Annotated in this window: 19 protein-coding genes, 1 tRNA gene and 2 pseudogenes; 14 read left to right on the forward strand and 8 right to left on the reverse strand. The window is 67.3% G+C overall.

Annotated features, from left to right (window positions below):
- Positions 1 to 53: 53 nt before the first annotated feature.
- The gene (locus AQZ52_RS01020) at positions 54 to 1337 is read right to left on the reverse strand and encodes a nucleotide sugar dehydrogenase (protein WP_067906103.1); all 1284 of its coding nucleotides are present in this window, start codon (positions 1335 to 1337) and stop codon (positions 54 to 56) included.
- A gap of 526 nt (positions 1338 to 1863) precedes the next feature.
- On the opposite strand from AQZ52_RS01020, the gene bioB reads away from it, so the two are divergent.
- The 5 genes from bioB to AQZ52_RS01045 all read left to right on the forward strand — a co-directional run bounded on the left by bioB (position 1864) and on the right by AQZ52_RS01045 (position 7819).
- Positions 1864 to 2940 carry a biotin synthase BioB gene (gene bioB, locus AQZ52_RS01025; protein ID WP_067906104.1) on the forward strand — a complete coding sequence of 359 codons (1077 nt, stop codon included), beginning with the start codon at positions 1864 to 1866 and terminating at the stop codon, positions 2938 to 2940.
- 3 nt (positions 2941 to 2943) lie between these two features.
- Positions 2944 to 4068: an 8-amino-7-oxononanoate synthase gene (locus AQZ52_RS01030; RefSeq protein WP_067906105.1), complete on the forward strand. Its 1125-nt coding sequence runs from the start codon at positions 2944 to 2946 to the stop codon at positions 4066 to 4068.
- Positions 4065 to 4685, forward strand: a complete 621-nt coding sequence (bioD, locus tag AQZ52_RS01035; RefSeq protein ID WP_067906106.1) for a dethiobiotin synthase — start codon at positions 4065 to 4067, stop codon at positions 4683 to 4685. Before AQZ52_RS01030 ends, bioD begins: the two co-directional genes overlap by 4 nt.
- Positions 4682 to 5935, forward strand: coding sequence for an adenosylmethionine--8-amino-7-oxononanoate transaminase (locus AQZ52_RS01040; protein WP_067906107.1), 1254 nt, complete (start codon positions 4682 to 4684; stop codon positions 5933 to 5935). Before bioD ends, AQZ52_RS01040 begins: the two co-directional genes overlap by 4 nt.
- Positions 5936 to 6064: 129 nt before the next feature.
- The gene (locus AQZ52_RS01045; protein WP_067906108.1) at positions 6065 to 7819 is read left to right on the forward strand and encodes a hypothetical protein; all 1755 of its coding nucleotides are present in this window, start codon (positions 6065 to 6067) and stop codon (positions 7817 to 7819) included.
- 6 nt (positions 7820 to 7825) lie between these two features.
- Here AQZ52_RS01045 and AQZ52_RS01050 read toward each other — a convergent pair whose 3' ends face one another.
- Positions 7826 to 8494, reverse strand: a complete 669-nt coding sequence (locus AQZ52_RS01050) for a peptidylprolyl isomerase (protein ID WP_067909149.1) — start codon at positions 8492 to 8494, stop codon at positions 7826 to 7828.
- Positions 8495 to 8664: 170 nt separating this feature from the next.
- Here AQZ52_RS01050 and AQZ52_RS01055 point away from each other — a divergent pair, with 170 nt between their 5' ends.
- Positions 8665 to 9015, forward strand: coding sequence for an energy transducer TonB (locus AQZ52_RS01055; RefSeq protein WP_067906109.1), 351 nt, complete (start codon positions 8665 to 8667; stop codon positions 9013 to 9015).
- 111 nt (positions 9016 to 9126) lie between these two features.
- Positions 9127 to 9447, forward strand: a pseudogene (locus AQZ52_RS17990) (multinuclear nonheme iron-dependent oxidase); the annotation flags it as partial.
- Between the two features lie 30 nt (positions 9448 to 9477).
- Here the strand turns inward: AQZ52_RS17990 and AQZ52_RS01060 are convergent.
- Positions 9478 to 10392 (reverse strand): LysR family transcriptional regulator, encoded by a 915-nt coding sequence (locus AQZ52_RS01060; RefSeq protein WP_067906110.1) that lies wholly within the window; start codon positions 10390 to 10392, stop codon positions 9478 to 9480.
- Between the two features lie 123 nt (positions 10393 to 10515).
- Between AQZ52_RS01060 and AQZ52_RS01065 the strand changes: the two genes are divergently transcribed.
- Both AQZ52_RS01065 and AQZ52_RS01070 read left to right on the forward strand, forming a co-directional pair.
- Entirely contained in the window at positions 10516 to 11079 is a 564-nt protein-coding gene (locus AQZ52_RS01065; protein WP_067906111.1) for a carboxymuconolactone decarboxylase family protein, read from the forward strand.
- Between the two features lie 359 nt (positions 11080 to 11438).
- Positions 11439 to 12107, forward strand: a complete 669-nt coding sequence (locus tag AQZ52_RS01070; protein ID WP_067906112.1) for an energy transducer TonB — start codon at positions 11439 to 11441, stop codon at positions 12105 to 12107.
- A gap of 94 nt (positions 12108 to 12201) precedes the next feature.
- On the opposite strand, the gene AQZ52_RS01075 is transcribed toward AQZ52_RS01070, so the two are convergent.
- The 3 genes and pseudogenes from AQZ52_RS01075 to AQZ52_RS19240 form a co-directional block, all read right to left on the reverse strand.
- Positions 12202 to 12288, reverse strand: a tRNA-Leu gene (locus AQZ52_RS01075).
- A gap of 101 nt (positions 12289 to 12389) precedes the next feature.
- On the reverse strand, positions 12390 to 12917 hold the full coding sequence (locus AQZ52_RS01080) for a hypothetical protein (RefSeq protein ID WP_338045496.1): 528 nt from the start codon (positions 12915 to 12917) through the stop codon (positions 12390 to 12392).
- A gap of 186 nt (positions 12918 to 13103) precedes the next feature.
- A pseudogene (locus AQZ52_RS19240) lies at positions 13104 to 13214 on the reverse strand (MJ0042-type zinc finger domain-containing protein); the annotation flags it as partial.
- A 142-nt stretch (positions 13215 to 13356) separates the two neighbouring features.
- On the opposite strand from AQZ52_RS19240, the gene ftsE reads away from it, so the two are divergent.
- From ftsE to AQZ52_RS01105, 5 genes are read left to right on the forward strand one after another with little or no spacing between them, the layout of a single operon-like run.
- Positions 13357 to 14106, forward strand: coding sequence for a cell division ATP-binding protein FtsE (gene ftsE / locus AQZ52_RS01085; RefSeq protein ID WP_067906114.1), 750 nt, complete (start codon positions 13357 to 13359; stop codon positions 14104 to 14106).
- Between the two features lie 12 nt (positions 14107 to 14118).
- Entirely contained in the window at positions 14119 to 15045 is a 927-nt protein-coding gene (locus tag AQZ52_RS01090) for a cell division protein FtsX (RefSeq protein WP_067906115.1), read from the forward strand.
- Positions 15046 to 15055: 10 nt separating this feature from the next.
- Positions 15056 to 15604, forward strand: coding sequence for a YdcF family protein (locus AQZ52_RS01095; protein WP_067909151.1), 549 nt, complete (start codon positions 15056 to 15058; stop codon positions 15602 to 15604).
- 8 nt (positions 15605 to 15612) lie between these two features.
- Positions 15613 to 16326 (forward strand): lysophospholipid acyltransferase family protein, encoded by a 714-nt coding sequence (locus AQZ52_RS01100; RefSeq protein ID WP_067906116.1) that lies wholly within the window; start codon positions 15613 to 15615, stop codon positions 16324 to 16326.
- On the forward strand, positions 16323 to 17609 hold the full coding sequence (locus AQZ52_RS01105; protein ID WP_240481398.1) for an NRAMP family divalent metal transporter: 1287 nt from the start codon (positions 16323 to 16325) through the stop codon (positions 17607 to 17609). The genes AQZ52_RS01100 and AQZ52_RS01105 overlap by 4 nt, the downstream gene beginning before the upstream one ends.
- Here AQZ52_RS01105 and AQZ52_RS01110 read toward each other — a convergent pair.
- Positions 17606 to 18526 (reverse strand): prephenate/arogenate dehydrogenase family protein, encoded by a 921-nt coding sequence (locus AQZ52_RS01110; RefSeq protein WP_067906117.1) that lies wholly within the window; start codon positions 18524 to 18526, stop codon positions 17606 to 17608. The two genes, AQZ52_RS01105 and AQZ52_RS01110, sit on opposite strands and share 4 nt — an antisense overlap.
- Complete coding sequence (gene hisC, locus AQZ52_RS01115; protein ID WP_067906118.1) at positions 18523 to 19659, reverse strand: histidinol-phosphate transaminase; 1137 nt, start codon at positions 19657 to 19659, stop codon at positions 18523 to 18525. The genes AQZ52_RS01110 and hisC overlap by 4 nt, the downstream gene beginning before the upstream one ends.
- Between the last annotated feature and the right edge of the window lie 25 nt (positions 19660 to 19684).

Genomic DNA, 19684 nt, shown 5'->3' on the forward strand with positions numbered 1-19684 from the left:
GATGTGGTCCCGGAGGCAAGGAACAAACAAGGCGGAGCGATCCGGCTTCCCGACTAGAGGCTCCAGTAGCGGATGTCACTCCGCAAGTCGGCAGGCTGGACGGCTGACTTCACGTCGATCAGTATGCCCTCGGGAGCGATCATGCCCTCGATCGTCGGGACACCGAGCGCAGCATATGTGTCGTGCGACACTGCATAGATGAGGACATCGAGACCCGTAAATGCATCGAGATCGGAGAGGGTGATGCCGAACTCGCGCTCGGCCGCGCCGCGATCCGCCATCGGATCGTGGACCAGCGGGCGGATGCCGAACTCGCAAAGCTCGCGGTAGATGTCCTCCACCTTCGAATTGCGGATGTCGGGCACGTTTTCCTTGAAGGTGAGGCCCAGAATGCCGACGCGGGCCGCACCCAGCGAATGGCCCGAAACCGCAAGCAGCTTCACCGCGCGCTGCGCGATGTAGCTGCCCATGCCATCGTTGATGCGGCGGCCCGAGAGGATCACTTCGGGGTGATAGCCCAGCTGCTCCGCCTTCGCCGTGAGATAGTAGGGATCAACCCCGATGCAGTGCCCGCCGACAAGGCCGGGGTAGAACTTCAGGAAGTTCCACTTCGTGCCCGCTGCGGCCAGCACTTCGGCGGTACGGATGCCGACAAGGTCGCAGATCTTCGAAATCTCGTTCATCAGCGCGATGTTGATATCGCGCTGGGTGTTCTCGATGACCTTCGCGGCTTCGGCCACGCGGATCGAGGAGGCACGATGGATGCCCGCATGGATGATCGAACCGTAGAGCGCGGCGAGCGTGTCGAGCGTCGCTTCATCCTGCCCGGCGACCACCTTGACGATCGCCTCGAGCGGATGGGCCTTGTCACCCGGATTGATCCGCTCCGGGCTATAACCCAGCTTGAAGCCCGCACCGCTCTTGAGCCCCGAGGACGCCTCGATCACCGGCGCGCAGATTTCTTCTGTCGCACCCGGATAGACGGTGCTTTCGAACACGATGATCGTGCCTGGTGCGATGACCTTGCCGATCGCAGCGCAGGCATCCACGAGATTGGAGAAATCGGGACGGCAGCTGTCGTCAACCGGCGTCGGCACTGTCACGATCAGGATACCGCACCCGCGCAGGTCCTCTACCGCACCGGTGATCGTAAGGGTCGAAGCCGCGAGTTCCTCGGGCGCGATTTCATTGGTGTAGTCATGCCCTTCGCGCAGCGTGGCGACACGGGCCTCGCTCACGTCGAAACCGATCACGTCATATTTGCGGGCGAACGAAACAGCGAGAGGCAGGCCGACGTAACCAAGTCCAACAACACCGATTTTGCCGAAACCATCCATACAATAAAAACCTGCCTCACGAGCTCAGTCTGCCGGACGCGGCCCTATTCGCTCGTCCGGATCAGCACCAAAGGACCGGACGATCGGCCAGTGCCTGCATACACAAGGGTCGCCAATACGGACTTCACCGCATCAACTCAAGCAGCGAGCCCGATGCGCGTGCGATCCCATCGTGCGACCCATTAGCATTGGATATGTGACAAAATTCCAACAGGTTTGCTACCTATCGTTAAAGGCTGGGATTGCAAACCCCCAGCAGCGGCGGGCGCAATCGCCTGATGCGGTCCGTCCGAATTGCGGGGCAGGTCGGCGCAGGTCAACTGCCGGGACGATCGCCCTGGACGCCCCTGCAACCCTACGCTTTTTCAGCAGGTGTTGCCGATTTGCACCGACCTCCTTGACCGCTGTGTGACGCGGTTTTCCAGCCGTGAAATGAACTGACCTATTCCATGGAAGCCACCACAGGCGAACTCGGCTAAGGGCAACACCCTGATTCCCTTGATCTGCAATACCGACGGAGTGAGCCATGACCGAAGCCGCGACCACCCTTGCCCGCGAAGTTGCGGCAAGCACCGGAACCGCCGGTGAACCGCTCGGCACGGTCCGCACCGACTGGACCCGCGCCGAAATCGCCGCGCTGTTCGATCTGCCATTCACCGAACTGCTGTTTCGCGCTGCGGAAGTGCACCGCCTTCACCACCGCGCGGGCGAGATCCAGCTCTGCACCCTGCTGTCGATCAAGACCGGCGGCTGCCCCGAGGACTGCGGGTACTGCTCGCAATCGGTGAAGGCCGACAGCGGCGTGGAAGCGACAAAACTGATGGACGTTCAGGCGGTGATGCAATCCGCCGCGCAGGCGCGCGACGCCGGATCGAAGCGCTTCTGCATGGGCGCAGCCTGGCGCAACCCCAAGGACCGCGACATGCCTGCGATCATCGCGATGGTGAAGGGCGTGCGCGAAATGGGCATGGAAACCTGCATGACACTGGGCATGCTGAGCGAAGCGCAGGCGGCCCAGCTCGCCGAGGCCGGGCTCGATTACTACAACCATAACATCGACACCTCGCCCGAACGCTATGGCGAGATCATCACCACGCGCAGCTTCGACGAGCGGATCGACACCCTGGCACAGGTCCGCAAGGCTGGCATCAACGTGTGTTCGGGCGGGATTGTCGGCATGGGCGAAACCCGCGCCGACAGAGTAGGCTTCATCCATGCGCTGGCGACGCTGGAGCGCCACCCCGAAAGCGTGCCGGTGAATGCGCTGGTGCCGATCAAGGGCACTGTGCTGGGCGACATGCTGGCTGATACTCCGCTCGCCAAGATCGACGACATCGAGTTCGTGCGCACCGTCGCGGTGGCGCGGATCACCATGCCGCGCTCGATGGTGCGCCTTTCGGCGGGGCGCGAATCGATGGTTGACTCCGCGCAGGCGCTGTGTTTCCTGGCCGGGGCGAACTCGATCTTCACCGGCGACCGCCTGCTCACCGCCGCCAACGCTGGCGATGATGCCGACGCGGCGCTGTTCGCCCGCCTCGGCCTAAAGCCGATGGAAGCCGAGGAGCCGATGCGCGCGGACAGGATTGCCGCCTGCGGGCAGTAGGCCATGGATCTCTGGCAAGCGCACCGCACCGATCTCGCAGGACTTGCGGTGCGCGGGCGGCAGCGCCGGCTCGTGCCGCGACAGGGCCGGGATTTCTCCTCGAACGACTACCTCGGTATGGCGCGCAGCCCCCGGCTGGCACGCGCCGTGGAAGCGGCGATTGCCCGGGGCGTGCCGATGGGATCGGGCGGATCGCGCCTGCTGCGCGGCAACGATCCTGAACACGCCGCTCTGGAAGCGGAGGCGGCGCGCTTCTTCGGCACCGAAAGCGCGCTGTTCCTGTCCTGCGGCTATGCCGCGAATGTCGCGCTGCTGGCCGCATTGCCGCAGCGCGGGGACCTCGTGGTGCATGACGCGCTGATCCATGCCTCGATGCACGAAGGCCTCGCGCTGACACGGGCTGGCAAGGCAGTCGCCGCGCACAATGATGTGGACAGCTTCGCCGATGCGATCGCGGCATGGCGTGCAGGCGGCGGCAGGGGCCGGGTCTGGCTCGCTTTCGAGAGCCTCTATTCGATGGACGGCGACCGCGCCCCGCTAACCGATCTTGCTGCCCTTGCCGAGCGGCACGAGGCGATCATGCTGATCGACGAGGCCCACGCGACCGGCGTGTTCGGCCCGGACGGCCGGGGCCTGGCCGCCGGGCTTGACGGGCGGGAAGACACGGTGGTGCTGCGCACCTGCGGCAAGGCGCTGGGGTGCGAAGGCGCGCTGGTGTGCGGCCCGGCAGTGGTGCGCGACTTCCTCGTCAACCGCGGCAGGCCGTTCATCTTCTCGACCGCACCCTCCCCGCTGATGGCCGCCGCGGTGCGCGAGGCGCTGCGCATGCTGGTGGACGAACCGGAGCGGCGCCGCGGCCTGATGGCGCACGTGGCGCACGCCGAGGCCTTGCTCGCCCCACTGGGAGCCGACGCGACGGGGACGCAGATCATACCGCTGATCCTCGGCGAGGAAGCGCGCACGATGGCGGTTGCGGAGCGGTTGCAGGCGGCCGGCTTCGACATTCGCGGCATCCGCCCGCCGACAGTGCCGCAGGGCACAAGTCGCCTGCGGATTTCACTGACACAAAACATCACGTGGGAAGATATTGACGCCTTGGCAGTAGCCTTGGCAGAGGCGCTGGCATGAGTGCGTTTGTTGTAACCGGAACCGATACCGGGATTGGCAAGACCGTCTTTTCCGCCGCCCTCGCCGGGGCCATGGGGGCGCATTACTGGAAGCCTGTGCAATCCGGCCTTGCCGACGGCGCGGACAAGGACAGCGTGGCAGCGCTGGCCGGTCTGTCCGCGGAGCGGATCATCCCCGAGGCCTATCGCCTGACCGAACCGCTCTCCCCGCACCGCGCGGCAGAACTCGATGGCGTCGCCATCGATCCCGACGGCCTGATCCTGCCCGAGATCCGCCCACTGGTGGTGGAAGGCGCAGGCGGCGCGCTCGTGCCGCTGACGCGGGAGGTGACCTATGCCGATATCTTCGCGCAATGGGGGCTGTTGACGATCGTGGTCGCCCGCACCGCGCTCGGCACGATCAACCACAGCCTGCTGACGATCGAGGCGCTGCGCGCCCGCCGCGTGCCGATCCACGGCGTCGCTTTCGTGGGCGAGGCGAACGAGGACAACGAAGCGACGATCTGCGAAATGGGCCAGGTGCGGCGGCTGGGGCGCCTGCCGCTCCTGCCCGCACTCGCGCCGGAAGCTCTGTCGAGCGCGTTTGAGCAGGGATTCTCGCTCGAAGACTTTTCGTGAGCGGCTCCTCCATCTGGCACCCGTTCACCCAGCACGGGCTGGGCGATCCTGTCCCGCTGGTCACGCATGCGCAGGGCACCTCGCTCTACACCGCCGACGGACGGCGCGTGATCGATGCGATCTCATCGTGGTGGGTGACAACGCACGGCCACTGCCATCCCCGCATCGTCGAGGCGATCCGTGCACAGGCCGGCGCGCTTGATCAGTTGATCTTTGCCGGCTGGACCCACGCGCCCGCCGAGCGCGTCGCCGCCGGCCTGCGGGCAATGATGCCTGCGGAACTGACGCGGGTGTTCTTCTCGGACAGCGGCTCGACCTCGGTCGAAGTCGCGCTCAAGATGGCGCTGGGCTTCTGGGCCCACACCGGGCGGCCGCGTTCGCGCATCCTCGTGCTTGAACACAGCTACCACGGCGATACCATCGGCGCGATGTCGGTCGGCGAGCGCGGCGTGTTCAACGCGCCTTACGAGCCGCTGCTGTTCGACGTCGGTTGTATCCCGTTCCCCACGGGCGACGGGACCAACACGCTGGAGGCGCTTGAAGCCGCCTGCCGCGATGCGCCCGCCGCCTTCATCGTCGAACCGCTTGTCCTGGGTGCCGGGGGCATGATGATGTATCCACCCGCGCTGCTCGCTGCGATGGCGGAAATCTGCCGGCGCCATAATGTGCTGCTGATCGCCGACGAAGTGATGACCGGCTGGGGCCGCACAGGCACGCTGCTCGCCAGCGAACAGGCCGGTGTGGTGCCCGACATCCTGTGCCTGGCCAAGGGCATCACCGGCGGCTCGATGCCGCTGGCGGTGACGATGGCGCGCGAGGATATCTTCATGGCACATTGGTCCACCGACCGCGCGAAGATGTTCTTCCACTCCTCCAGCTATACCGCCAACCCGATTGCCTGCGCGGCGGCGGCGGCGAACATCGCGATCTGGCGGGAGGAGCCGGTGCTGGACCGCCTCGCCGATCTCGGCGCGCGCCAGCAGGCGCTGCTCGACCGGCTGGCGGTGCTGCCCGGCGTGGCAGCCGTGCGCCGCTGCGGGACAATTGCCGCGCTCGATCTGGAAACCGGCGACGGGGGCTACATGTCGTCGCTCGCCCCGCGCCTCCTCAGCCTGTTTCGCGAGGCGGACGTGCTGCTGCGTCCGCTCGGCAACACAATCTACGTGATGCCCCCCTATTGCATCGACGAGGCCGACCTCGCGCGGATTGCCGATGTCATCGAGATGGCTGTGCTAACGGTCAGGCCCTAAGGACAAACCCTGAGGCGTTCGGCGAGACTGGCGCAACACAGAAAAATGGCCGCTTAAGCGAATCCGCTGGGAGCGCATTAAGGCGCCTTCGGCACACCTTTGCCGCATCCCCTAGCCGGAGAGCGTGCCATGGTCCGCCGTGCCTTGATCGATCCCCTTCGCCATGCTGCAAGCCAGGTGCGCCCGACGCTGCGCATCGCCGTGCTTGTGGCCTTGCTGGCTGCCTGCGGCCCGGCGCACTTGCGCCGGACGGCCGAAATTACCTCCCCCATCGGCACCGCGCAGGCTGCCGGCACCCCGGCGCGCAGCGTGGCGGAGATCGCGCAGCTGCCGCCGCTGGTGCTGGGCGTGCAGACCCATTTCAGCCAGGGCTGGTCGCCTGCCGTGCTCCCGCTGGCCCAGCAGGCCGGTGCGCCGCTTCTGCGCGATTCGCTGCCATGGGCCGGAGCGGAGAAGGTGCGCGGGACCTATGACTTCGGGACGCCCGCCTCACAGGCGCTCGCCTCGGCCTGCGCCGCCGGGCAGCGCCTGCTGCTCACCGCCGTTCCGGTCAATCCGCTCTACGATGGCGGCCAATGGGTTTCGAGCGCGGGGGGCAACGCCGCCTTTGCCGCATACCTTGCCGCGCTGGCGGACCGCTTCGGCCCGTGCCTTGCCGGCATCGAGGTGGGCAACGAGATCAACGGCCCCGGCACGCTGCTCTATCCCGCAGGCACCAACCGCCCCGCCGCTTATGTCGCCACGCTGAGGGCGGCGCGCGCACGGATTGGCGGGCGCACGGCCATTCTCGGCGGATCGACCAACACCATCGGGACGGGCTTCCTCAAGACGCTGTTCGCCGCCGGCATGCTGGCCGAAGTAGACGGCATCGCGGTCCACCCCTACCGCTCGCGCGCGGAAGGGCTCGATGTGGAGCTTGCCTCGCTGAATGCGGCGATGGACGCGGCAGGCCGGCGCGTCCCGGTCTGGGCCAGCGAGTTCAGCCTCGATACGCCAAACCAGCCGCTGGCGGCTGGCGAGCTCGTCAAGCAGACGACGATGCTCGCGGCGGCGGGGGTGGCGCAGGCCAGCTGGTATGCCCTGATCGACCAACGCTGGTATCCGAGCATGGGTCTCTATGCCGGCACCACGCCCAAGGCGCAGGCCGCCGCCTTCCGCCTGATGCAGCAGGTGCTTGCGCTGGGCCGCCCGCAGAGGCTGGAACTTGGTGATCCGCTGCTCTTTGCCTACCGCTTCGGGGCAGATACCACGGTCGTCTGGGGCGCGCCGCGCTCGCTGGAAGTCCAGGGCGGGCAAGTGAGCGATGCGACGGGGGCGCCGGCTGCAACCCTGCAGGTCGGCGAGAGCCCGCTGGTGATAACCGGCACCACCGCGATCAGCTTCGGGCAGAGCACCTGGATCGCCGATACGTTGATGGGCTGGGGCACGCCGCAATGGCGCTATGCGGTGCGGGTGAAGGCGGGCAACACCTACCGCCTGCCGCTGTTCGACGATCAGTTCACCAGCTACTTCGGCGACCGCTGGTACCGTCCGCTGCGGATCAACACGACTTCGGCCGCGGTTGGCGGCACCGGACTCGCGCCGCTGCGCGCGGTCTGGCAGCACATCGCGCCTGCAGCGGAATCCGTGGATATCGGCGGCTGCTTTGCCAAGACTGCAGTGGGCGACGGGGTGGACCTTGCCATCACCGCCGCAGGCCGCCTGCTCTGGCGCGGGGTGGTGACCGGGCCGTTCCAGTTGCCCCCGCTTAGCGCCGATCTCGCGCCGGGCGAAGCGCTGGAACTCGTCGCCGGGCCCAACCAGACCTCGGGCGGGGATGCGTTCAACCTCAGGCTGGTGCTGTTCCAGCGCGGCGCGGGCGAGCCTGTCGCCTGCCCGAAATGACGGCGATCAGGGCGCAGAGCCAACTGGTTGCGGGAGACGGCGCGCGGTGAGGATCTTCACCGGCGCTTCCAGCATCTGCCCGCGCATGCCCCCTTCGCCCAGCGTTGGCGAGATCGGCGATTCCCAGATCTTGCGCACCACATCCATGCCGGCGGTGACCTTGCCGAACACGGCATAGCCCGCCTGCGCTTCCGGGTCGCTCGACTTCGGATCGGCGTCGAGTCCGGTCAGGTCCGACAGCATGATCGAGAAGTCCGCCGTCGCGGTGCCCGGCGCATTGCGCGCCATCGAGATCGCGCCGGCCTTGTGGCTGAGCCCGGTCTGGCTCGTCGGCTCGTGCGCGATGGGCGGAAACAGGCGGCGCGGATCGCGCAGGCCGCCCTGCAGCAGCCCGTTGGGCTGATCGCCCCAGGCAAGATGCATCGCCCGGTAGAACGTGATTCCGTCAAACCGCTTCGCGTCCACGTAGCGCAGGAAATTGGCGGTGCTGATCGGCGCATGGGCCCAATCGAGCGCAAGCTCGACCGTGCCCAGCTCGGTTACCAGCGCCACCCGCTCGACGGCGGCAAGTGGGCGTGGCGGGGCGAGCGGCGGGAGTGGCGCCGGCTTCTGCGGCGCGGCGGCCACCAGCAGCGCGGCAAGAGGAAGGGCGGCGAGAACGAATCGGCGGGTCATCATAACGAGACATTAACCTTCAAGGTGCGCGGCGAAGCAAGGTTTGCCGCCGCCCAAGGCCCCGACTGCCGTGAATCGGCCCTCCGGTGCCGTGCTTAAGCCGCCTTGGCGCGAATCTAACAGGGCATCCGCCAGATGGACGCACCACACGCCAACCGGAAGGATCCACTATGTTCAAGACTGCCAAGACCCTGGCCCTCGGCCTCGCTGTCACTGCCGCCAGCCTTGCTGGCACGGCCCATGCCCAGTCGGCGGACTGGATCAAGCAGGTGACCCGCACCATCGCCGCCAAGCAGACCTATCCCAAGGCCGCACAGGCACGCGGCGAACAGGGCACCGCCAAGGTGAAGATCTACGTGGCCGCCTCGGGCGCGGTGGAGCGCGCCGAGCTGATCGCACCCTCGGGATCGACCGTGCTGGACCGCGAGGCGCTGGCCCTCCCGAGCCGCACCGGCTCGGTGCCGCCGCCGCCGGGTGGGGCGACTTCGGTGACGGTGCCGATCACCTGGAAGCTGCTGTAAGCACCCGTGAAACAAGCTAGCGACCGGAGCCACAAGGCCCTCGGCCGAGGAAGGGGCGGAGCAATCCGTCCCTTCTTTTTTGCGCCCTGAACGTGCTCCACACCCCTGGAAATGGCCCGGCGCACCGGCTGCAACCCGCTGCTCGATATCGACACCATCCACGCCAGCGTGGTGAACCACGGGTTTGCCGCGGCCGATCATCTCCCGAGCATCCCGGTGGAAGCCGTCGACCAGATCCACTTGGCCGGCCACATGCAGGGCGAGCGCCTCCTGATCGACACGCATGACCAGCCGGTGCCTGACAAGGTCTGGGCGCTCTACCGCGCCGCGATCGCACTCGCGGGCCCGGTGCCGACGATGATCGAGCGCGACGACACCATTCCCGCACTCAAGGAACTCTGCGCCGAGCTGTACATCGCGCGCAGCATCGCCGCCGACCGGGGATCGCCTCCGTCGGCTGATCTAGCCGAAGCAGCCTGCCACACCGTCAAGCGTTTCGCGCAGGCGCGGGGCGGCGAAGTCGAGGAACGCCTTCAGCTTCAGCGGCTGGCTGCGTTGGCGGCGGTGGACGAGTTGGACCGGCACCGGATCGCCTCCGAGCTCAGCAAACAGCGGCACCAGCCGACCATCGGCGACCGCTGACGCAGCCTGATACGACATGATGCGGGCAAGGCCGAGCCCGGCCACCGCGGCATCGATGATGGCATCTGCGGTATTCACCGAAAGGCGCGGCACGATTTCCACCCGCTGTGCTGCCGCCCCCACGCCGATCCCCCAGGTGCGGGTCGAGTGCAACCCCTCGAAGGCGATGCATTCGTGGTGCGCAATATCGGCGGGCGCCCGCAGTGTGCCGCGCCGGGCAAGGTAGTCGGGGCTGGCGCAGACGATCCAGCGGACATCGCCCAGCTTGCGCGCGACCAGATCGCTATCCGGCAACTGGCCGATCCGGATCGCGACATCGACATGCGCCTCGACGATGTCGATCGTGGAATCGGACAGCACCAGTCGCACGGTGACATCGGGGTAGGCCGCGAGGAACGCATGCACCACCGGTGCGACATGGAGCTTGCCGAGCATGATGGGCGCGGTGACGAGGAGTTCTCCGCGCGGCACGCGGTATTCGCCGCTGGCCGCGCGTTCGGCATCGGCGAGATCTTCGAGCAGCCGCCGCGCTGAACCGACAAAGGCCTCGCCTGCCTCTGTCAGGATCAGCTTGCGGCTTGTCCGCACCAGCAGTTGGGCGCCAAGGTGCGCCTCGAGATCGGAAACGCGGCGACTGACCGTGGGCAGCGGCGTGTTCAACGCGCGCGAGGCGGCGGACAGGCTACCCCCGTCCACAGCGGCGAGCAGGGTGCGCATAGCCTCGAAGCGGTCCATTGAAGTGTTCCGTTTTATGGAAGGATGCATTGCCGAGCTAGCGGATACTGCCACCTGCCGGAAGGGCTTACCTAGAGATCACCGTCAGATGCCGGTCTGCCCCAAGGAAAGGTCTCCCCCGAAATGTCGCGTATCCCCACACCCGCCAGTGTCGCCGATGCTCCAGAAGCCTCGCGGCCGCTGCTCGAAGCCGTGAACAAGGCGCTCGGCACCGTCCCCAACCTCCACCGCCTCGTCGCCACCAGCCCCGCCGCACTGGAAGGCTACCTCGCGATGAACGGCGCGCTCGGCAAGGGCAAGCTGCCCGCCGCCACGCGCGAGCGGATCGCGCTTGCCGTGGCAGAGCTCAATGGCTGCGATTACTGCCTCTCGGCGCACACCTATCTGGGCAAGAACCTTGCCCGGCTCGATGATGCGGAGATCACCGCCAACCGCAACGGCACCTCGAACGATCCCAAGGCCGATGCTGCGGTGCGCTTCGCAACTCAGCTGGTGAAGGCACGCGGCCACGTCAGCGCGGCTGAAGTCGAGGCGGTGCGCGCTGCCGGCTACACCGATGCGCAGGCGCTCGAGATCGTCCAGCACGTCGCGCTCAACACCTGGACCAACTACGTCAACTCGGCCTTCCAGACCGAGATCGACTTCCCGGTCGTCACCGCTCGGCCAGCTGCGCTGATCCCAGCCTGACACCTCGGCGGGCATCGGCTCCCCCCTTCCGCCGGTGCCCGCAACGTCTTCAAGGAGTCCTCGCGATGTCGCTTCGATCCCGCCTGGTGAGCGTCGCTGTCTCGGTTTCAGTTCTCGCCGTGAACGTCGTCGCTTCATTTCCGGCCCTGGCCGCTGCCAGCTTCCGATAATCCGTTGCGCGATGCAACTTATACTCCACCGATTTGGTTGAGATTCTTCTCGCACCGGGTTGAGCAACGTGGTAATGATATACCATAAAACGTCGTACGGCCCGTGTCGCTTGCATCGGGATTGTTCGTTTTGCCCCCGTTGCTCTTCCTCGCGGCCCGCGCTGTCCGGCACAGCCGAGGAGAGTGTGCATGGCCTACGTTACTCCCGAGACCAATCACCGCCGGATCGTTGCGCTGGGCGCTGTCGGTGCCGTGCATGGCGTGATGGCGCTGGCGATCCTCACCGGGTTTGCCGGCGGGATGATCCAGCGGATCGAGCGCCATGCACTGAAGGATTGGACCTTCATGCCTCCGCCAACCCCGAAACCGACCACCGAGCCAGCCTCGAAGGTCCCCCCGCGCACGCAGGACACCAAGCCGACGCCCGATGTCCTGCTCCCGCAGGAGCCGCTGCCGGGATCGGAGGTCAAGATCGATCTCGGCCCCATCGTCCCGGCCGGCGGCGAGATCGGCCCCGGCCCCCTGCTGCCCACGCCCACTGCGTCGGCCAGCCCCACCTTCACACCACGCACTGCCGCGCCGCTGGGCATGCCGGGGATGTGGGTCTCGCCGTCGGACTATCCCTCGTCCGCGCTGCACCGGGGCCAGCAGGGCGTGACCGGCTTCGAACTGACCATCAGCCCGGACGGGCGGGTCCGCGATTGCCGGATCACCCGCTCGAGCGGTTCGGCCGATCTCGATGCGGCGACCTGCGCGCGCGTCAGTGAACGCGCGCGATTCAACCCGGCGCGTGACGAGCACGGCAATCCGGTCGTCGGCCGCTATGCCAACAAAATCCGCTGGCAGATTCCCGAATAGGAACCCGCCACGGACGGCGCTGCCGGGGCCTGCTGCAAGGAGGCAGCCCCGGCAGTATCATTGCCGCCCTGTGGGCCATCAATTACAGGAGAGATGGTGCGGTCGAGAAGACTCGAACTTCCACGGGCTTTCGCCCACAACGACCTCAACGTTGCGCGTCTACCAGTTCCGCCACGACCGCACATCGTAAGCGGGAAGGCCTTCGAAAAGGCTGCCCCGCCGGGGTAGAGGCGGGCCCCTAGCAAAGGACCCTGCCCGGCGCAACAACCAAGCGGGGATTTTTTATTCCGGCTTCCAGCCGATCTGGGCCACTGTCGCGCTGTTGGGGACATCGGTGACCGCTTCGTTGATCGTCACGCTTTCGCCCGGTTTCAGCATCTCGCGTGGCGGGGTGACATCCCAGGTGTAGACCACCTTGTCCTTGCTATCGCGCAGGACGATGAGGATCGGCGGCACTTCCTGCGGTTCCTTGCCGACATTGGTCACCGTGCCGCTCGCCCCGAAATACTTGGTGCCGTTGGGCAGGGTGCGGCGATCCTGCCGTTCGGACGGGAACGACAGGACGAGATCGGGATTGCCCGCACCGAACGTGCCGTGCGTCGTCGGCAGCCAGCGCGGCAAGCCGAGCCACGACGCGAGGGCGATCAGCACCGCCACAAGCACGGCGAATACCACACCCCCTATGGTCCAGAGCTTCGCGGTGTTGCGGCGTGGACGGAACGGAGGCTGGTGATCGAAGCTCGATGCGCTCTCCTCGAAGCCGTCGTCCGCGGAACGGATGGCGGGACGGACAACCGGGCGTGGCACCACGGGCGGTTCCGGAACGGGCTCGGCCGGCAGGTCGACATCTTCAGGATCGGGCTGCGGTGCAGGGGGTACCGAAACGGACGGAACCGGAGACGGCGGCACAGGCTGGGGGGAAGACGGCTGGGGGGGCGGCGCAGCGGCAGGGACCTCCCGCGGCGGGAGTTCGGGGCCGTGCTGGAACCAGCTGTGCCGGCACTTGGCACAGCGCACGGTTCGGCCATCCACACCGACCGCACTGTCAGGGACGACGTAGCGCGTCGAGCAGGCGGGGCACGCAATGATCATGGGGCGGTTAAGCATGGGCTGATGCCGGGAAACAATAGGTGCAGGCGGGGAGAAGTGCTCACCTGCCCTTTTTTCCACATCGATTGCGCCCTATAGCCCCTGCACGTGCCGTACGCGCCGCGTGCGAAAACAACCCACCGGGACCGCAACGCCTGACATGAGCCAGCCTGACGCCGAAATCGTCCAGTTCGACAACGTCGGACTGCGCTACGGAACGGACAAGGAGATCCTGACCGATGTCTCCTTCACGCTCTATCCCGGCTGCTTCTACTTTCTCACCGGGGCCAGCGGCGCGGGCAAGACCAGCCTGCTGAAGCTGCTCTACCTTTCCCAGCGCCCCTCGCGCGGGCTGATCCGGCTGTTCGGCACCGATGCGATAACCCTCCCGCGCGAGCGACTGCCGGGCTTTCGCCGCCGCATCGGCGTGGTGTTCCAGGACTTCCGGCTGGTTGACCATCTTTCCGCCTTCGACAACGTGGCGCTGCCGTTGCGTGTGGCGGGAGTCAGCGAGCGGGACATCGCGCGGCCAGTGGGTGAGATGCTTGACTGGGTCGGCCTCGGTGATCGGCAGCACGCCCGCCCCGCCACGCTTTCTGGCGGGGAGCAGCAGCGCGTCGCCATCGCCCGCGCGGTGATCGCCCGGCCCGACATGCTGGTGGCCGACGAGCCGACCGGCAACGTCGATCCCGAGATGGCGCTCAAGCTCCTGCGCCTGTTCGAAAGCCTGAACCGCCTCGGCACCACCGTGGTCGTCGCCACTCACGATGTCCACCTCATCCGCAAAGTGCCGGAATCGCTGATCATGCGGCTCGACAAGGGTCGGCTGAGCGATCCAACCGGCGCGCTGCGCTATCCACCGCGCCGCCCCGGGATGGCCCCGGGCGCCGGCACGCAGTCCACGCTCTGAGCCGGCTGCAACATGGGCCTCCTCTCATCCCTGTTCGAGCGCTGGCGCGCCCCGGCCGCGGCAAGTGATCCGCGCCTGCTGCCCGAAGGGCAGTTTGCGGGACCGATGCCGTGGGTCATCGCGATCATGATTTCGCTCACGGTGGTGGCCGCAGCAAGCGGCCTTGCCCTGCGCAACGCCGCCGAAACCGCCAGTGCCGATCTTGAAGGCGGCGTGACGGTGCAGATCGTCACCGCCGCGCCATCAGAGCGCGTCCGCCAAGCCGCCGCGGTGCTGGCGGTGCTGCACAAGGCTCCCGAAGTGGCCGAAGCGCGGCAAGTGGCGCAGGAAGAGCTCAACACGCTGGTCGAACCGTGGCTCGGCACGCGCCCGGGCGACGACGTCGAGGCGCTGCCGATCCCGGCACTGATCGACGTACGCCTGAAAGGCGCGGCCACGCCGGACCGGGTGGCGCACCTGCGCGCGCTCGTCGTGCCTGCCGCGTCTGCGGCGCGTGTCGATGCGCAGGCCGGGTGGCTCGCTCCGGTGTTCAGTGCGATCGGCACGCTTCAGTGGCTGGCCGGCGGCCTTATCGCGCTGCTTGCGCTCGCCACGATGGCCGCAGTGCTGCTCGCCTCGCGCAATGCGCTGGGCAATCACCGCGAAACGATCGAAATCGTCCACATGCTGGGCGGAACCGACCGGCAGATCGCGCGGGTGTTTCAGCGGTCGATGGCCTTCGATGCGGCGGCGGGCGGCCTTGCCGGCCTGCTGCTCGGCGTCGTCACCATCGCCGCGCTGTCGCGCCAGTTCGCCGGGCTCGGCTCGGGCATGGTGGCGGGTGCGGTGCTCCATTGGCAGGACTGGCTGGTGATTGCCGCGATCCCGCTCGCCGGCGTGGCGCTTGCCGTGCTAACCGCGCGGATGACGGTGCTTGCCGCGCTCAGGCGAATGCTCTGAGATGGCACGGATGCGAAAGCCCCCGGGACTGCTGCGCCGGATCGGTGCGGCGGTGATGCTTGCCTGGGTTCTGGGCTTCCTCTGGTTCGCGCTGGCCCTGCCGCGCCCTGCGGGCCCGCAGAAAACCGACGGCGTGATCGCGCTGACCGGCGCCAGCGGGCGCATCCCCCGCGCGATCGATGTGCTGCGCGCTGGCCACGCCCGCAAGGTGCTGATCGCGGGCGTGGCCAGCGAAGTGAAGCCGGCCGAGTTCGCCGCCGAATACAAGGTCTCGGGAGAGCTCCTCGCCTGCTGCGTAACGCTCGGCTTCGAATCGGTCGATACCCGCTCCAACGCGCTGGAAGCGGCCCGCTGGATCGCCGCCGAACACATCACTTCGGTGCGGCTCGTCACCACCGACTGGCACATGCGCCGTGCCGAGTTCGATCTAGCCATGGCCGCGCCACGCGGCGTGGAAATCCTGCCCGATGCCGTGCCTTCGCGGCCCAGCATGAAAACGCTGTTCATCGAATACAACAAGCTGATCGCCCGCGTGCTTGCCTGGCTGGCGGGGTGGTAGGGCAGACCATGTCGAGCCAGCGCAATGCCGCCCCGCGCCTGCGCGACGTGCTGCGCAGCCTGGCCTTCTACAGTGCGTTCTACGGCGGCACGGTCCTGCTGGTGTTCGTGGCGCTGGGGGCCATTCTGCTGGGGCGGGACCGCTATAAGGAAGTGGTGCGGATCTGGTCGACCTGGCACCGCACCTGCGTGCGCGGCCTGCTTGGCATCAGCGTAGATGCCGGGGGTTTCGTGCCGCGTTCTGGCGTACTCTATGCGATCAAGCACGAATCCTTCTTCGAGGCGATCGAACTGCCCCACATGTACCCCTTCCCCGTCGTCTTCGCGAAAGAGCAGTTGCTGCGGATCCCGCTGTGGGGCGCGATCGGCACGCGCTATGGCCTTATCGCGGTGGACCGGGCCCGCGGAGCCAGCGCGCTTCGCACCATGCTGGCCGAGGCCCGCCGCTGGACGGCGGACGGACGGCCGCTGATCATCTTTCCCGAAGGCACGCGCGTGCCCCATGGCACCCGGCCCGCGCTGCAGGCCGGTTTTGCCGGCCTCTACAAGATGCTCGGCCTGCCGGTCGTGCCGGTCGCGGTCGACAGCGGGCCGCTCTACCACTGCCTGTGGAAGCGTCCGGGCACGATCCGCTACCGCTTTGGCGCAGAGATCCCGCCCGGCCTGCCGCGCGAGGAAATCGAGGCCCGCGTCCATGCCGCGATCAACGGGTTGAACCCATGACCATCGAAGATGCCCGCATGGATGAGCGCCACACTGAGGCCGACGCCCGCACCTGGGGCGAGGTGCTTGGCCCCGGCCTCGTCACCGGTGCGGCGGACGACGATCCGAGCGGGATCGGCACCTACAGCCAGGTCGGCGCGCAGTTCGGCTTCAGCCTCGCGTGGATCATGGTGTTCAGTTATCCGCTGCTCGTCGCGACGCAGCTGATCTGCGCCCGTATTGGCGCGGTGACCGGGCACGGCATCGCGCACAACCTCAAGCGGCACTATCCAAAGCCGGTGCTGTGGTTCGCAGTGCTGCTGCTGCTCATTGCCAACACGATCAATCTCGGCTCCGATCTCGGCGCCATGGCGGCAGCCCTCAATCTGCTGCTGCCGGGGCCGACGCTGCTCTATGTCGCACTGTTCGGGATGATCTCGGTCCTGCTCGAGATCTTCGTGAGTTATGCGCTCTATACGCGCATCCTGAAGTGGTCGGCGCTCTCGCTGCTCGCCTATATCCTCGTCCCCTTCGTGGCCGAGATTTCCCCTGCCGAAGTCATTCGCGGCGTGCTGGTGCCCAGACTGAGCTTTGACCGCGAAACCGCGATGGCGGTGATCGCGGCGCTGGGTACGACAATCAGCCCCTACCTGTTCTTCTGGCAGGCCGGACAGGAAGTGGAAGAGCAGCACCGGCTGCACACCCATCCTCTGGGCGTGCATCCGCGCGCTGCCGGACCGGGCCTGTCACGCATGCGCACCGACACGTTGCTCGGCATGGGGGTAACGAGCGTGACGGCGCTGTTCATTGTGATCGCCACGGCAGCGACGCTTCATGCGCACGGGATCAACCAGATCGCCTCGGCCGATCAGGCTGCCAGCGCGCTGCGCCCGATTGCCGGGGATCTGAGCTTCCTGCTCTTTGCCGTGGGGATCATCGGGATCGGCCTGCTGGCGGTACCGGTACTCGCAGGGTCGGCGGCCTATGCGCTTTCGGAAACCTTCGGCTGGGCCGAGGGGCTCGACCGCAAGCCGCACGAGGCCAAGGCGTTCTATGGGGCGATCGTGGTGGCCGTCTTGGGCGGGGTCGCGCTCAACCTGATCGGCATCGATCCGATGCACGCCCTCTACTGGACCGCAGTGATCAACGGCCTGCTCGCCCCGCCGCTGATGGTGATGACAATGCTCGCGGCGAGCAACCCCAAGGTCATGGGCCGGCTTACCCTGCCGCCGCTGCTCAAGATCGGCGGCTGGGCGGCAACGGCAGTGATGATCCTCGTCTCGGCAATGTTCTTGCTGAGTTAGTCTTCGTGGCTGCGGCCGAAGTCGGGCCGGGCGTCATCCTGTCCCATCTCGATGATCGAACGGCGGATCGCGCGGGTGCGGGTGAAGGTTTCGAACAGCGTCGCGCCATCACCCTTGCGGATCGCCTTCTGCAGTTCGGTGAGGTCCTCGCTGAAGCGCTGCAGCATTTCCAGCACCGCATCGCGATTGCTGAGAAACACATCGCGCCACATCGTGGGATCGGAGGCGGCGATGCGGGTGAAATCCCGGAAACCGCCGGCAGAATACTTGATCACCTCGCTCTGGGTCACTTCCTCGAGGTCCGAGGCGGTGCCGACGATGGTGTAGGCGATAAGGTGCGGCAGATGGCTGGTGACGGCCAGCACGCGGTCGTGATGTTCGGCGTCCATCCTCTCGACCCGCGCGCCGAGCGCTTCCCAGAAAGCCGAAACCCGCGCCACGTCTTTCTCGTCCGCGCCGGCAGGCGGTGTCACAATGCACCAGCGATTACGGAACAGCGCGGCAAAGCCGGCATCGGGGCCGCTCTGCTCGGTGCCGGCCACGGGGTGCGCAGGGATCACGGTGACGCCGGGCAGAACCTCGGCCAGAGCCTTGGCGACGCTGGCCTTGCTCGAACCGACGTCGGTCACGATCACGCCGGGCGCCAGATGCGCGGCGATGCTCGCGCCGGCGGAGGCCATCGCCCCGACAGGCACGCACAGCACGATCAGATCGGCCCCCGTCACCGCTTCGGCCACGGTATCGGGCACGAAGTTCGCAAGGCCGATTTCCCGCGCCCGGGTGCGGACGGCAGGATCGGCATCGAAGCCGGTGGTGATCGCATCGGGCAAGTGTGCATGGACGGCCCGCGCGACCGAGCCGCCGAGCAGGCCCAGCCCGATGACGGCTACCCTCTCGAACGGGACCGGCCCGCTCATCGCGCCACTTCGGCCATCTGCCGCAGCACGGCGGCAACACGGTCCATCTCGTCTGCCGTGCCGATGGTGATACGCAGGCATTGCGGCAGGCCCTGCCCCGGCAGCCATCGCGTGATGAAGCCATGGTCCATGAGGCCGTTGTAGGCCTGCTCCGCGGTGAACGCGCCGGTGAACTCGATCAGCACGAAGTTGGCCTCACTCGGCAGCGGGCGCAGGCCGTGGTTGCCGAGCGCTGCCAGCGCGGCGACAAAGCGGGTCCGTTCGGCGCGGTTGTGCTCGCGCGAAGCCGCGACGAAAGTCTGATCGTCCAGCGCAGCCAGTGCGGCGGCCTGCGCGGTGACGGTGATGTTGAAGGGCCCGCGAATGCGGTTCAGCATGTCGATCAGATGCGGCGCGCCGGTCGCCCAGCCCACCCGCTCCCCGGCCAGGCCGTAGATCTTGGAAAACGTCCGTGTGACGAGCACGTTCTCGGCCGCAGCGGCCAGGTCCAACGCGCCGTCTTCGGCATCGGCGTCCACATATTCGGCATAGGCCTGGTCGACCACGAACAGGACATCCGAGGGGAGGCCGGCATGGAGGCGGGCAAGCTCTGCGCGGGGCAGATAGCTTCCGGTCGGATTGTTCGGATTGGCGAGGAACACCACCCGCGTGCGCGCCGTGACTGCGCCGAGCAGGACATCCACGTCCGCCGCATAGTCGCGGTCCGCTGCCACGACCGGCTCCGCGCCGCAGCGTCTTGCGGCGATCTCGTAGACCGAGAAGCCATAGCGCTGGTAGAGCACCTCATCACCCGGCCCGGCAAAGGCCTGTGCGGCAAGGTTGAGGAGTTCGTCCGAGCCGGTGCCCATCACGATCCGTGCAGCATCGATGCCGTGCAGCGCGCCGAGCGCGCCCCGCAAGGCGTGGCTTTCGGGATCGGGATAGCGTGCGGGATCGCCAGCACCCGCGCCGCTGCCGAGGCGCGCGGCCCGGGCCAGCGGGCTGGTGCCGAGCGGGTTCTCGTTGGCAGAGAGCTTGATCAGCACGCGCCCATCCGTGCCCGTGGACTTGCCCGGCACATAGGGATGGATCGCCGCGATCCACGGCTTGGGCACAGGACGGGCGGCGGCGGGCTGGGCGGACGGATCAGACATGATCGGCGCGCCTTAGCGGGCTTGC

Source organism: Novosphingobium fuchskuhlense (genome assembly GCF_001519075.1).
GTDB classification, from domain to species: Bacteria; Pseudomonadota; Alphaproteobacteria; order Sphingomonadales; family Sphingomonadaceae; genus Novosphingobium; species Novosphingobium fuchskuhlense.

Bases quoted from the DNA above. Each gene is read 5' to 3' on its own strand.
- AQZ52_RS01020 (WP_067906103.1), bottom strand. From the start codon at position 1,337: ATGGATGGTTTCGGCAAAATCGGTGTTGTTGGACTTGGTTACGTCGGC.
- bioB (WP_067906104.1), top strand. From the start codon at position 1,864: ATGACCGAAGCCGCGACCACCCTTGCCCGCGAAGTTGCGGCAAGCACC.
- AQZ52_RS01030 (WP_067906105.1), top strand. From the start codon at position 2,944: ATGGATCTCTGGCAAGCGCACCGCACCGATCTCGCAGGACTTGCGGTG.
- bioD (WP_067906106.1), top strand. From the start codon at position 4,065: ATGAGTGCGTTTGTTGTAACCGGAACCGATACCGGGATTGGCAAGACC.
- AQZ52_RS01045 (WP_067906108.1), top strand. From the start codon at position 6,065: ATGGTCCGCCGTGCCTTGATCGATCCCCTTCGCCATGCTGCAAGCCAG.
- AQZ52_RS01050 (WP_067909149.1), bottom strand. From the start codon at position 8,494: ATGACCCGCCGATTCGTTCTCGCCGCCCTTCCTCTTGCCGCGCTGCTG.
- AQZ52_RS01055 (WP_067906109.1), top strand. From the start codon at position 8,665: ATGTTCAAGACTGCCAAGACCCTGGCCCTCGGCCTCGCTGTCACTGCC.
- AQZ52_RS01060 (WP_067906110.1), bottom strand. From the start codon at position 10,392: ATGGACCGCTTCGAGGCTATGCGCACCCTGCTCGCCGCTGTGGACGGG.
- AQZ52_RS01065 (WP_067906111.1), top strand. From the start codon at position 10,516: ATGTCGCGTATCCCCACACCCGCCAGTGTCGCCGATGCTCCAGAAGCC.
- AQZ52_RS01070 (WP_067906112.1), top strand. From the start codon at position 11,439: ATGGCCTACGTTACTCCCGAGACCAATCACCGCCGGATCGTTGCGCTG.
- ftsE (WP_067906114.1), top strand. From the start codon at position 13,357: ATGAGCCAGCCTGACGCCGAAATCGTCCAGTTCGACAACGTCGGACTG.
- AQZ52_RS01090 (WP_067906115.1), top strand. From the start codon at position 14,119: ATGGGCCTCCTCTCATCCCTGTTCGAGCGCTGGCGCGCCCCGGCCGCG.
- AQZ52_RS01095 (WP_067909151.1), top strand. From the start codon at position 15,056: ATGCGAAAGCCCCCGGGACTGCTGCGCCGGATCGGTGCGGCGGTGATG.
- AQZ52_RS01100 (WP_067906116.1), top strand. From the start codon at position 15,613: ATGTCGAGCCAGCGCAATGCCGCCCCGCGCCTGCGCGACGTGCTGCGC.
- AQZ52_RS01105 (WP_240481398.1), top strand. From the start codon at position 16,323: ATGACCATCGAAGATGCCCGCATGGATGAGCGCCACACTGAGGCCGAC.
- AQZ52_RS01110 (WP_067906117.1), bottom strand. From the start codon at position 18,526: ATGAGCGGGCCGGTCCCGTTCGAGAGGGTAGCCGTCATCGGGCTGGGC.
- hisC (WP_067906118.1), bottom strand. From the start codon at position 19,659: ATGTCTGATCCGTCCGCCCAGCCCGCCGCCGCCCGTCCTGTGCCCAAG.